We start from the raw sequence: 12296 nt of genomic DNA on the forward strand, positions 1-12296 counted from the left end.
TCGTCACATCGGGGCCGGGCACGCGTCTGTCCTTCTGCGAGGGTCTCGTCCTGCGATCCCTGTCAGGGCGGGCGCGCTGAAATGAGGGACCAAAGGGACTGTAGGGACTGGCTTTCGGAAGAGAGTCTAGGACCCCCGAGCGGGGACAGACCGCAGCTCCCCCGCGTGGCGCCGTATCTGTTTTCGGGTCCCTACGGTCCCTTGAGTCTCTGAAGAGAGACCAACAGGCGCGACATATGCCCGTAATGCCCCTAATGGGAGTGCCTGAAGGGACCGTAATTCATCTATCGGCGCACCGGCGAGGGGCGGTCAGACCCTGGCGGGCGGATCCCACCTGGAACTCGTAGCTCCTGGTCGGCCGCCAGACCCTTCCTGCGGCTACTGCCCTCGGACAGGGCCTGAGCCGGGCAGCCAGGGGCTGGACCCTGGCATGAGTCCCTGGGCATTTCCGCAGCTCAGGAGCGGATGCCGTACCCAAGAGGGACTGTAGGGACTCAGAACTCCAATTATGAGCCACCTAACTTACATGTAGCTGAACAGATACGCCCGCGCGTACATACACACACGTGACTCGCTCATAACTCCCAACTAGAGTCCCTTGAGTCCCTTACGGACGTCCCCTACCGCCGTAACCTGCACATTTACGAGGGACCGAGCTTCAGGGACTGAAAGTGCAGAGGCCCTCCTGACTCGGTGGGGGTCGCGTCAGGCGTAGCGGTGAAACGTCACCATCCGTGCCCACGACTGAAAAGCGCGGGCACGGATGGTCTTGGTGACTGTGGTGGCCACACTGGTGCTGGCGTCCTGGTGACCTGCCCGTGTCTTCTCCGCGCGGGCCCCCGGCGTTGGCTGTGACACGACGCGTGCACTGTGCTGGCGGCCCCGCAGGATCCCACCGATCACTGACTTGAAGGGATCGACCGCCGAGGCTGCGGTGGGAGCGAACCGGGCGCGGCTACGTGTCCTGGGAGTCGCCGCCGGTGGACAGTCACGTCGAGCTCATCTCGTCAGTCCGGTCAGGTCCTGCTGGTGCGCAGTCGTGGCAGACGCTCTCGCCTTCCCGTGGGTGGAACGGAACAAAGCAGCGGCTGCATGGCAGCATCCCCGCTACGACCCGGGCGCATGTGAAACAGAAGTACCCCGGCTCGTCCGGAGCGGCGGCTGTCCTTGCCCCCGGGACCAGGGACTCGCCTTGGCAGTCCGGGCACGACTCGACGGCCATCACCCCGAATACGTCCGGCGACACCGGGTCGCGGCCCAGGACGGACACGGCGTAGGCGATGGCTGCGTCGTCGGCTGTCTGCTCTCCGCCGCAGAACCGGCAGTGCACGCGGTCGCGGTCGCGGTCGAGGTCGGGGACAAAGGCCCATTGGTCGCAGTCCGGGCACTGCAGGGTGCGTTCCCGAATCGGCTCCAGCTCGGCGCGGATGCGCTGCATGCGCTTGGTGACGAAGCCGCGGATCTGTGAGAGGCCGCCGCGGATGCGTTCCATGTCGGTGGTCGACTGCTCGGCCTCGTACGGAGGCAGGGCGGGCAGTAGTTCCTCGTCGAGGAAGCGGATGAGGAAGTCCAGCACCTCCGCGGCCTGGCTCTCCACCGCGCGGGCGTTGCCGCTCTGTCCGAACAGCCCGTAGTGCTGAAGGGCGTTGCGGTGCTTCGCCAGCTTCCACAGGGCGCTCGTGTCCTTGTCTGCGATGACGATGCCGGCGATGTCCTTCAGCCGCTGTACGGTCTCGTCCGGTCCGCAGCTCTTCAGTGTGCCGTTCTCCAGCTCCGATCGTTTGGCCTGGCCCGGGTCCTTGAAGACGAGCGACCAGTGTTCCAGTTGGAGACGGGCCTTGAGGAGTACCTCGGCGCCGGCGGCCAGGTGCAGGACGGCGTACTTGAGGTCCCGGGCGCTGACCCGCTCGTCGCCGGACTCCAGATGCTCCACCACGCTGAGCAGGTAGTCCAGGCCGTTGGGGACCGGAGGGAAGATCACCTCACTGCCGGGATGCTCCACTTCCCTGCCCGGGTCGTAGAGCCGGCCGTTGGCGATCCCCGGCCTGCGCCAACTGCCCGGCCGGGCCACGTGGGCGCCGCCAGCGTCGACGGACACCTCAGTATTGGCGCCCGTGGCCGGGCCGTCCGCGTTCGCCTCGGTCATGACGTTCTCGCCCGCCGGGGAGCGGCCTCGGACTGTGCCGAGACCGCGTCCAACCTCCGTGCCTGCCAGGCGGGTTGGACGTGCGGCTGGTTCTTCCACTGCTCGGCCATCTCGTACAGTGGTGCCGCGATCGCGCGGATCCGGTTGTCCCCGGGGTCCATGTCAGCGGGCATCGCCCGGCTGCAGGCCAGCGCGGCCGCGGCGTCGACGGCGGCCAGGGTGGCGGCGACCGACTCGCTGAACGGATGTGCTCGCTCCCGCTCGCGGATCGCCTCGTCGACGCGCACATTGAGCTCGGGGTGGCCGCCGCCGAGCAGGTCGACCGTGGTCAGCAGCATGTACGCCAGCGAGTGCAGCTCCCAGTCGGTCTCCTTCCGGCGCGTGGTGTCGTCCTCGCGCAGGGCGAGGGCCTCGCGCAACGGTTCGGCGTCCAGGACCAGTTGGGCCACGTCGTCGGCGGTCGGCGCCCGCTCGGGTGCGACGTGCTTGTCGACGCCGTCCAACAGGCGTCGGGCAAAGATGTGCAGGCCGTGGTCGTGCTCGGAGGCGACGGCGGGGGTGGGCTGCTCGCGGGTGTCGAGCGCGCTGCGCAGGGCGGCGGCCTGGTGGGTGATCCGCACGGCGAGGCCTGCGGCGTCGCGACGGGGCTCGGGCATGGCGAGGAGCCTAGCCGGGATCACCTTCCATTTGGCGGCCTTGGCCGCCGCCGAGGTGAGTGAAGACCCTCCACCTGAACAGCCTCACACCGTGCGCCGTCTACCTGGGGATTCGTGCTGTGAGGCTCACAATCTCCACGTCGTCGGGGAGGTCCAGGCGTTCCTTGCGCGGGGTGGGGAGCAGCGGTACCTGGCCGCCGGGTAGCAGGCCGCGGCGTTGGAGGACTTGGGCGCGGCTTCGGCACCAGGCCGAGCAGAACTCCCGGGATCGTCGCCCGGTTGAGGGGCAGGGCTGGGTGCAGGTCTTGCAGTGGCCCAGGTCGGCGACGGGTGCCAGGCGTTGCAGCAGTCTGCGGACACGGTCTTCTTCTTCCGTTCCGTGCGGCACTTCGTCGGACGCGCAGCCCTCGATGAGTTCGGTGAACGCGGTGCGGAATTCGGTGAGGTCGCGGCGGCAGGCCCCGAGCAGCTCCAGGTACTCCTCCACCGGCCAGTTGGCGAAGGTGGCGGAGCGCGTCAGGTAGAGGCCGACGGTGTCGATGCGGTGGCGGTCCTCGGCGTCGAGCAGCAGGTAGCCGGCGAGTTGCCAGGCTTCGGCCTGCCGGAGGGTGCGGGTGGAACGGGTGCTCTTGAAGTCGAGCAGCAACCCGTCGACGGCGAGGTCGGCGTCCGCGGTCAAGTGGTGGGTGGAGAACGTGGGGCCGGGCGTGCAGTCCTCGGGCCGGGTCCGGTCGCGCAGGGCCTGGAGTGGGCTGTCGGCGGCCTTGTAGAGCTGGGCGACGACGTCGGCCACCATGTCGCGGTGCGGCAGTCGGAGGAGTCGTTCGAGGGTGAAGGCGTCGGGGTCCTCGCGGGCGGTGACGGCCAGCGGGGTGTAGCCGAACCCGACCGGGGTCCGGTAGTTGACCTGGTACCAGGCCGCGGCGATCAGGAGGCGGGCCAGGTCCTCCTCTTCGTCCTGGCCTCGGTCCATGGGCAGTTCACGGCTGTGGAGCTGCAGGGCAAGGACCGTTTCCTCCAGACGCGCGGTGAGTTCCTCGCCCACTTCCCGCATCCGCTGGCGTGCGTCTGAGTCGTAGGAGTCGACGGTGGTGCCGGTGAGCAGGATGCCGGCGCGCGCGACGGGGTCGACGGGCTCGGCAGTGGTGAATGCGAGGCGCAGCCGGTAGTCGATCGCGGTGCCGACGTTCCCGGCCTCGGTGCCGACGCCGGGGCCCGGCATCAGGATCTGGTCGCTCTGGTTCCGGGCGCGGTAGTTCTTGCGCAACGGGGTTGCGCCGGCGGACAGTTCACGGTCGAGGAAGCGGCGCAGCGGGGTGCGCGGACAGTGGATCCCTGAAGTCAGGCTCATGAACACCGCCTTGGGCAGCGAGCGCCATCCAGGCGCGTCGAAGTCGTCACGGTTCGACGGTAGGGAGCGGCACTGACACCCCGTCACCCGCAAGAGGGAACGGAGAGAGCTGCGGGCGGGGGATTCACCCGCACGAGGGGCAGCACGGCGCCCTTGGTGACACGGAGGGCACGGCGAACACGACGGTGGTGACCTCCGCTTCGGGCGGCAGGAGCCCTGAGGTAGCCGGGGAACGGTGAGGGTGCCCCGGTGACATGGGCAGGTGGCTCTACGGTGGGGGCATGAAGCTCGCTGACCTCGCAACCGTGATGGAGCGCCGTCGGGGCGGCCTCAGCCTCGAAGACTTCTGCACCGACTCCATGATCGCCTCATTGCGGTGGCCAGACGATGTCGTCGAGCAGTTTCTCTACGATCATGGTGACAACTCCCACTTCCTGCACGATTACAGGGACATCGACTTCTCCAGGGTCGTGTGGGGCCTCGAAGCGACGACGGCTGAAGAGCTCAGCGAGATGCCGACCGGAGCATCCGACGACGGCTGCATCGAGGAGTACGCCGCCAACCCGGATCACTGGGTCGCCGTTCGGAGAACGGGAATTCACGAGGGTGTTGCTCGATGCTGGGAAACCCTCGGGACGTGGAAGCGTGCGCCCATCCTGATCGACAGACGGTTGCTCGACCCGTCGGAGAGTGGTCTGCAGGTGGTGGAAGGAAGAACGCGCGTCGGGGTGTTGAGAGGCCGCCGCCGACAAGGATCATTTGTCGCGGTGCACCACGAGGCCTGGGTCGGACGTCCGTCCATGCCAGCGGCGTCCTCTCGCGACGAGTCCTGACCACCGGCCGAACCGCTTTGGTATGAGCGCGGCCGTAGTGGCGCAAGCCCCGTCGCACGTCTGGGTGGCTGTTCGGCAAGAACCCCGTTGCGAGAGAGCCGGCGGCGGATACTGACGGCCATGGCGATGAGTGTGGGCTTGGGGCCGAAGGAGCAGAAGGCAGCCCTGGAGGGTGTGATGCCCTGGCTGACGCCGACGGGTCTCGCATCGGACGCATTGGAGAAGCTGGACCGACCGCTGCTGGCCTGGATGCAGGACCCAGAGCTCCACATGTTCGACTCCGCGGCGCACTACGCCGAGTACGCAGACCAGCCCGGCGGCCTGTCCCGGCTGGAGCAGAAGATCGCGAAATTGCCGCCCCGCCCAGAATGGGAGATGGAACGGGTGTGGTCGCCCGACGAGGAGACCGACGAGGCGTACGACGCCGCCTACGAGAAGGCGTGTGTGACGATCGGCGGCCGTCGGCTGCACCCGCGTGATCTCGATACCTACACCGCCATCGCCTACGAGCTCGCCGACCTCGCTGACCAGGACGAGGAATTCGATCCGAATGACGTGGAGAGCGAAGAGGATCTCGTCCGTGGTGACCTGGAGGCTGGGTTGGCCTGGGCAGCCGCCGGGGTCTGCGTCCTACAGCAGTCGCTCCCCTACCCCTTCGGCGACGTCCTTCCGTATGGCCCGATCGATAACCGGCCCGCCCATCGCCTGGTGTACGCCTATGCGAACCTGCTGCAGTTGAAGCAGCCACGCAAGGCTGCCGCCTGGTGGACTGCGATGGTCTACTTCAGCCCCATGGACAACATGGGCGCCCGCTACCTCGCCCCGGGAGGGCCGTCGAGCTCCCTGCCGTTCCAGGTCTGACTCCCTCCAGCAGTACGGGAACGCCGCTGCCCACTCCTGATCGAAGGCCGGCACCCACCGCTCCGCACGCCGTCTGCGCGCAGTTTCGCGAGCAACTCGGCTGAATCTCCCGGCTCGGCTGAACGCGGGAACTTTGACGGTTCGCCGCGTCGTCACCGGACAGGTCCCCGTTCTCCGGGCATGGAGCTTGTAGCTGAAGAGGCCACCGTGACCATCAAGGTCGTGTCCGTGAACGGCAAGCGGATGTCGAAGGCGATCTACAGCCAGTTGCCCCGCCGCAGCCCGTTTGATCACGACAGCTCGGTTCGGGGCCGCCTCTGGGGAGTCGTGGTCGACCCGAAGTGCTGCCACAGCATGCGCACTGCGGGCCGGGAGCACTGGCACGTCGTGTATGAGTGCGAGGGCGAGCTGGCCGTGTGGGGGCTCCGGCAGGGGGCGGAGAACGCTCCGTACAACCTGATCGCCGGTGGTCCGTACGAGCCGAGGTCCCGCGTCGACAGGGAGTTCCTGGACTCCTGCGCTCTGGAGACCCACCGGGGCTCCACCGACTTCTTCGAGGGCCGGCTGTTCGACCTGGTCCGCGACGACCAGGTCGTGGCGATGATCGAGGACACCAAGGTCTATCTGTCGTGCTCCGCCGCCGTGTTGAAGCTGCGCACCACCAGGACGGAGCACCACACCGCCGTACAGCGTGCCGCCTCCTTGCGCCGGTTCGAGCACGCGGTTGTCCCCGATTACGTCACCGAGGCCGCTGCGAAGGCAGAGAAGGAGCTGGGGGCTGCCGAAGAGGTTTTGGAGCGGCTGCGTGATCAGCGCGAGCGGGGTATCCAGGATCTGTATGCCGATCTGGTCGTGGACGTTCGCCGTATCAAGCAGGCCCGGGAGAACTACGCCGTGGCCCTGAAGACGGTCGAGCAGCTGCCTCAGCTCTTCCTGGGTGCTTGAGGACGACCAGCCGGGAGGACCACGCTCTGATCGGCGTCTGTAGGGGCGTCAGCGGATCCACGGCGGCGAGTTCAGTTCTCCTCAGGGCTGCGGAGGCGTCGCTTCTGACGGCCCTTCTTAGTGAAGCCCTTGCCACGGACACCGAGTCGCAGGCTCCTCCACAGGTCCCTGCGTCGCCGATTCCATCGTCGCTTACTGGTGCGCCACTTCTGGCGCCGCCCTTCCGCAGCACTGCCGGGGAGAGGAACTCCCCCCACCGGGACCGGCAGATCGAACCCCGCGCGCCGCCACCGAGTGCCCGCCGCATCGGTGTATTCGTACGTCACATCGGGCTCCTGCCACCGGAGAGCGGGGTCAACTGCCTGCTCGCTCCAGTCGAAGGTGAAACGCGCCGTATCGCCGGCGGCCAACAGGGCCTGCTTGCGCGGGACACCGTGCGCTCGCACCCTTTCGACCGTCTGCCAGCCCTCGTCTGGTCCGAAGTCCTCATCGAGGTGCACTTCTGCCCGCACGACCACCCTTGTGATCGGGGTGAGGCCGTAGTTCCGGACCGTCACGCCATCCCGGTCGAGCACTTCGAGCGCGATGTGGGCGGCCTTCTCCCTCTGAGCACCAGCCAGTACGCGCTCCTGGACAGATCGCTGCCGGGCGGCAAGCCACACGGCCGTGGCCGTTGCCGCGATTGTTCCCCCAGCAGAGACCCACTGCGCAGCAGTCATCCCCGCAACGTACGCCGTGAAGGTCCAGCCGGCCCTCGCCGCTTGCCCGACCCGCAGAAAATGCGTCCCCGGCCGTCCAGTTGGGGGCCTACGCTCCCGTCATGTCCAGCCTCTACACCCGCCCCCGCCCAACGACCGGCGGTGGTTTCCGGATCGGCGTCTTCGACACCTCGGTGCTCACCACGGACGTCACCGCAGCGGTCTTCCGCGGTCGGCCGTCCTCGCTCGTCGACGGGATGCAGGACGGCACACTGCGCGGCTTCATCCCGCACTACGTGTGGGCCGAGGTCCCCCGCGTGCTCGCCGACCTCAAGCGCGAGGGCGGCGCCTTCGGCCTCGCGGCGGCGGAACGCCTGTGGTGGCAGCAGTACGTCCCACTGCTGCACGTCGTGTGCGCGGACGGCCTGCCGATGACAGCGGCCGCCGACAAGCTCGCCCAGGAGGACCTCAGCGACGTCGGCATCCTCCAGCTCGCCGGACTCCTCGCGCCCGTCGTGCTCTTCGCCGAGGACCCCGACCTGATCCGCCACGGCATCGCCGTCCCGAAGTGGAGGGACGTACGGGCCGCCGTGGGGAAGATCGGCGATGCGGAGGCCGGCATGCAGGCCGGCGGCACCATGGTCGCGGGGACCGGATACGGCCTCTACGGCGCCGCGAGGCTGGCCCGCGCCCACCCGGTGGCCACCGGGATCGCGATGGCCCTCGTCGGCGGGTACGCCTACGTCAACCGCGACCGGTTCACCCCCGAGACTCGCGCGAAACTGACCAGGTTCGGCACCAAAGTCCTGCGGGTCCTGGGCGAGCCGTTCGCCCAATACGAGCTGCACAAGCCCGGCTGGACGCAGGCAGAACGCGGCGCTGCGGGAGACGACCCGCTCTCTCAGGTTGCCCGGCTGCTCGCCCGCTCGCCGGTGCCGATGACCCGCACCGAGATCCTCGCCGCCCTGCCCGCCACGGTGCAGATCCCGCACCGGCGCCAGATGGACGGGCTGGGACGGCTCCTGCACCGCTTCCCCGCCTTCTGCCAAGTCGAGCCCGGCAGATGGCAGTTGGGCCGGGCGAACGTGCAGGTACGTCACCGCCCATGAGGCGGTTACCTACGGGCGCCACGTGCCCGTCGCACAAAGGCGGCGGGCACGTGCCTGCGATTCTTTCGGACGCGCTCTCGCATCCCTCAGTTCCGGGGAAGGGCAACACTCGCCGCTGCCGTGAGGCCAGAGGCAGCGATCGCCGAGGCGGTTCCCAGAACAGCCGGGTCTGCCGGGCGGAGCACGGTCATGACGACCGCGGCGGTGAGAGCAGTACCCGCGAGCACGAAAGCGATCAACACTGGAATCCAGTGAGACTTTCCGCGAACGCTCGGGTCCGCATCGGAGGAAGTATCGGACATTGGTTTCCCTTCGGCTCAGAGGTGTGCACTTATCCCTGTAGATCAAAGGCGGAGTGGTAGCAGCCACCCGTATTGCCTTTGCCGCGGGTTGTGCCCTTTGTGGACCTTCCGAAAACCAAGGGTCGCCAACTCCCGAGGTTGCGGGCCAATCGCTACCACTTCCCGCCGTTTTTGGGGAGTCCAGGGAAAAGTGGTTATGAGATCTACCTGTGTAGAGACAAGTAGTTATCGGTTGGAAACCAACTTGAACAACATGGCCAAGGGGTGTGATTGCTCGGCTACTTCAGTGGCAGAACTCGTATCAGTAACATCACCCTGTCACTGCTCGCCACCTGGCACATCCTCTCTCTTTGAGATACGAGAGGTCCCTGCTGCTCGGGCGCCACACGAACAAGCTGCTTCACAACAACATCTGTCCCGATAGAGCTCTGGGGCATCACCCGCATTGCTCAGCCTACGATATGGCGGGCTGAGGCAGTACAGAGCGGAGGGCTGCGATTCTGCTTTCTCTCCTGCTGTTTGCGGCTCGCAGCTCCCGTATTCCTCCTGGTCAACTAGGCATATGCCGTTCACTGCTCCGTTCTCCTGGGTCACGACCAAACGTTAAAACTCTGTCCCATCTAGTGGGAGTTTCCTGAATCTTGTTTATGAGCAGGGGTCGAGTGGGGACAACAGCAGTGAAGTTGGCTGCCAACTTGGCCACTTTGGCGGAAGTTTTGCTTCAGGACGACCTCGGGCTCAGAGGTGTGCCGCGTTCGGCTCCGTAGCAGCGGAGTCGGGCAGATCGTCCAGTCGCAGTAGGGCGCGACGGGCATCATCGCCCTCGTGCTGCTGACCGTCGGGGTCTTCCCCTCGCACCTCAGCGCGAGGGGAAGACTCCGATGGAGGCAAGCTGCCTGGCCAGCAGTCGCTTCGAACGGGCGGTAGCTCAGCCGAGCCAGACGATGTCCAGAACGGACAGGTGGCGCAGCGCCCGGTTGACGAAGTAGATGACGGACAGTTGGCCGACGGACGCGATACGCACGTCCTCGCCCTCCGGGTCCCCGGCGTCCCACTGCGGGAAGTCCCACGGGTTGTCGGCCGTGGCGTCCAGGACGTCCCAGAGCATCTGCTCCGCGTACTCGGGCAGGGCGTCGAGCACCTTAGCGGCCTGCGAGGAGAGGCGGACCGCGTACGGCTGCGGTTCGGTCACCGGCGCCTGCTCCGGATCTCGTCCAGGCCCACGAACGTGCTGTCGTCCTTCCCGGAGGCGAGGAACACGTCGACCGCCGGGATGGAAGCGACGCGGGCCTCCCACGCCTGGACGACCTCGTACAGGTGGGCGAGGGAGAACGTCCGGCGGGATTCCTCCAGCGCCGCCGACCACTCCTGCTCGAAGGCCGGCACCCACCGATCGGCACGCCGGTCGGCACGCAGCTGCGCGAGCAGTTCGGCCGGAGCACCCGGGGCGGGGACGTACGGGGTGACGGGTGCGTGGTCGGGCTGCGCGCTCATCTGGTCCTCCCGGCGGGTCGTCACCTCACGGTACGCGCGCCGGGTGGCCGTGGATGCGGGCATGCCACAGTCCAGGAGGCTCCCGCACCACCCGACCTCCCGGACAGTGGCGCCAATGGACCCCACAGTCGTCCAAGCGGATCACCCCCTCCGCCTTCTCCCCCTCCACCCGGCCGCCACTAGGCGGCCACAGGTGCGTCCACGCCCTTCTGTACCTGGCTCACCAGCAGCTTCGTCGCTATCGACCTCGATCAAGCGTTGACTGAGCAGCTCAGAGCTAGGTCAACGGCGAAATGAGGGTGTACTCTCAAAGCATGGACCAGAAGACCCTCACACCCGCTGTGGTGAGGATGCTCCAGACCTTCCTGGAGGATCCGGACCGCACGTTCTACGCCAGCGAACTGATGCGAGCCGCCCACGTCGGCAGCGGCTCGCTGTACCCGGGCCTCGCCAACATGGAGAAGGCCGGCTGGGTGACCTGCGAGATCGAAGACGTCGACCCGAAGGAAGCCGGACGCCCGGCCCGGCACTACTACCGGATGACGGGCCTCGGTGTTCGCGCAGCTCACATGGCGCTGGTCGAGCTGAGCGACAGCGTCCGCCCGCCGCAGTCCTCCCCGGGCTGGAAGCTGGGCCCCCAGGCCAGCCGGATCGTCGGCTGCCTCACCGGCACGATCGGCCGGCTCCGCCCCTCGACGGACAGGATCTGAGCCCGGTGGACCCTCTCTCGGCCGGTTACGCCACGGCCACGGCTGCGGGGGACCGCTTCGTCCTCCTCGACCACGACATCAACGGCTGGACCATGGCCCTGATCGTCGCCGTCATCGCCGCCTTCATCTACGAGATGTTCATGGCGATGACGAAGGCGGTCACCCGCCGCATCCCCTTCCTCATCCTGCGGATCGCCCGCATGTCCACCCCCGAGGACGTACGCGCCGCGCTCTACGAGAAGTGGACGGCGGACCTGTGGGACATCCTCGACGAGAAGGGCTTCTTCGTCGCCAAGTTCGTGCGGGCCATGCTGTTCGCCACACAGCTCGCGCTCTACGGTGCCCGCTCCACCGCCGCAGTCGTGAGCCCGCGACCTAGCCCGTCCCCCGTGATGAAGGACGCCAAGCCGAAGAGTGGCGGTACCGCTCCGGAGTGGCTGGAGGACCTCGCGGACCTAGTGTTCGGTCTGAGCCGGATGGAGCGGATCCGGTTCATGGTGCTGACCCCGAGCGTGGCTGTGGTGCTGACGATGGTCGGGACCATGTTTCTGGGTGCGCCTGTTGCGTTGGTGGCGGGCTGCTTCAGTGGTGCCGCTACCTTCTCGATCGCCGTTGCCGTATGGGCCTACCGGCGGCAGCGACGGTCGGGGAAAGCGGAATGATGTAGTGTCAGATTCCGTCCGGTCGTTCCGCGTAACGGCGACCGGCTGGCGCTGGTGGTTGTAATTGCAGCACGCCCGACTTCCTGTCGGGAGGTCCAGGTGCAAGTCCTGGCCGGCGCTCCATCGAGGCCCCCACCCCTAGTCGGGGTGGGGGCCTCAAGCGTGGGCGGGTCGTACTGCGGCCCAACAGCCCAGCACCGCGTCAGCGCCGAGGGTGCGAACGCGAAACCCCGGCCGATCTCCCTACAGGATCAGGGCCAGGGCGAGGCTCATGGTGCGCAGGCGGGTCTGGTCATCCTGCTGGTCCCAGGTGTCGGCGATGTGCTCAAGGAGGTCGGCCGTCGCGTCGGAAAGCACGCTGTCCAGGTCGTCGGCGTTGTGGGAGCAGCGGAGCTTGCTGGCGGCCTGGAGGATGTCGGCGACCGCGACGGGCACTTCGTCAACTGGCTTTGTAGGTGAGAGTTGAGGCCAGGTGTTGGTGGGGTGTGACTCCAGTGCTGTCGGCGGAGAGTTGATGTCGGTGAGTTTT

General features: G+C 67.3%; 13 protein-coding genes and 1 tRNA gene. 7 read left to right on the forward strand and 7 right to left on the reverse strand.

Annotated elements, in window-relative coordinates; translation table 11 throughout:
- Window positions 1-988: 988 nt before the first annotated feature.
- From OG714_RS54255 to OG714_RS54265, 3 genes are all read right to left on the reverse strand, one after another.
- Complete coding sequence (locus OG714_RS54255) at window positions 989-2146, reverse strand: hypothetical protein (RefSeq protein WP_331731958.1); 1158 nt, start codon at window positions 2144-2146, stop codon at window positions 989-991.
- A complete protein-coding gene (locus OG714_RS54260; protein ID WP_331731961.1) occupies window positions 2143-2802 on the reverse strand; it encodes a hypothetical protein in 660 nt (219 codons plus the stop codon). The genes OG714_RS54255 and OG714_RS54260 overlap by 4 nt, the downstream gene beginning before the upstream one ends.
- A gap of 100 nt (window positions 2803-2902) precedes the next feature.
- Window positions 2903-4153 (reverse strand): hypothetical protein, encoded by a 1251-nt coding sequence (locus OG714_RS54265; RefSeq protein WP_331731964.1) that lies wholly within the window; start codon window positions 4151-4153, stop codon window positions 2903-2905.
- Between the two features lie 281 nt (window positions 4154-4434).
- On the opposite strand from OG714_RS54265, the gene OG714_RS54270 reads away from it, so the two are divergent.
- The 3 genes from OG714_RS54270 (at window position 4435) to OG714_RS54280 (ending at window position 6792) form a co-directional block, all read left to right on the forward strand.
- Window positions 4435-4986, forward strand: a complete 552-nt coding sequence (locus OG714_RS54270) for a hypothetical protein (RefSeq protein ID WP_406132264.1) — start codon at window positions 4435-4437, stop codon at window positions 4984-4986.
- 120 nt (window positions 4987-5106) lie between these two features.
- Window positions 5107-5847 carry a hypothetical protein gene (locus tag OG714_RS54275; RefSeq protein WP_406132265.1) on the forward strand — a complete coding sequence of 247 codons (741 nt, stop codon included), beginning with the start codon at window positions 5107-5109 and terminating at the stop codon, window positions 5845-5847.
- A gap of 207 nt (window positions 5848-6054) precedes the next feature.
- Entirely contained in the window at window positions 6055-6792 is a 738-nt protein-coding gene (locus tag OG714_RS54280; protein WP_406132266.1) for a hypothetical protein, read from the forward strand.
- Between the two features lie 71 nt (window positions 6793-6863).
- Here OG714_RS54280 and OG714_RS54285 read toward each other — a convergent pair whose 3' ends face one another.
- The gene (locus OG714_RS54285; protein WP_331731977.1) at window positions 6864-7511 is read right to left on the reverse strand and encodes a hypothetical protein; all 648 of its coding nucleotides are present in this window, start codon (window positions 7509-7511) and stop codon (window positions 6864-6866) included.
- A gap of 101 nt (window positions 7512-7612) precedes the next feature.
- Here OG714_RS54285 and OG714_RS54290 point away from each other — a divergent pair, with 101 nt between their 5' ends.
- The gene (locus OG714_RS54290; protein WP_331731980.1) at window positions 7613-8599 is read left to right on the forward strand and encodes a PIN domain-containing protein; all 987 of its coding nucleotides are present in this window, start codon (window positions 7613-7615) and stop codon (window positions 8597-8599) included.
- A gap of 1230 nt (window positions 8600-9829) precedes the next feature.
- Here the strand turns inward: OG714_RS54290 and OG714_RS54295 are convergent.
- Window positions 9830-10093 (reverse strand): hypothetical protein, encoded by a 264-nt coding sequence (locus tag OG714_RS54295; RefSeq protein WP_331731983.1) that lies wholly within the window; start codon window positions 10091-10093, stop codon window positions 9830-9832.
- Window positions 10090-10395, reverse strand: a complete 306-nt coding sequence (locus OG714_RS54300) for a DUF6247 family protein (RefSeq protein ID WP_331732704.1) — start codon at window positions 10393-10395, stop codon at window positions 10090-10092. The genes OG714_RS54295 and OG714_RS54300 overlap by 4 nt, the downstream gene beginning before the upstream one ends.
- A 314-nt stretch (window positions 10396-10709) precedes the next feature.
- Here OG714_RS54300 and OG714_RS54305 point away from each other — a divergent pair, with 314 nt between their 5' ends.
- The 3 genes from OG714_RS54305 (at window position 10710) to OG714_RS54315 (ending at window position 11890) form a co-directional block, all read left to right on the forward strand.
- Entirely contained in the window at window positions 10710-11105 is a 396-nt protein-coding gene (locus OG714_RS54305; protein ID WP_331731986.1) for a PadR family transcriptional regulator, read from the forward strand.
- Window positions 11106-11110: 5 nt separating this feature from the next.
- Window positions 11111-11767 (forward strand): hypothetical protein, encoded by a 657-nt coding sequence (locus OG714_RS54310; protein ID WP_331731989.1) that lies wholly within the window; start codon window positions 11111-11113, stop codon window positions 11765-11767.
- 48 nt (window positions 11768-11815) lie between these two features.
- Window positions 11816-11890 (forward strand) — tRNA-Gly (locus tag OG714_RS54315).
- 120 nt (window positions 11891-12010) lie between these two features.
- Here OG714_RS54315 and OG714_RS54320 read toward each other — a convergent pair.
- A complete protein-coding gene (locus OG714_RS54320; RefSeq protein WP_406132267.1) occupies window positions 12011-12202 on the reverse strand; it encodes a hypothetical protein in 192 nt (63 codons plus the stop codon).
- Window positions 12203-12296: the final 94 nt, after the last annotated feature.

This window comes from Streptomyces sp. NBC_00989, from assembly GCF_045162655.1.
Classification (GTDB): domain Bacteria; phylum Actinomycetota; class Actinomycetes; order Streptomycetales; family Streptomycetaceae; genus Streptomyces.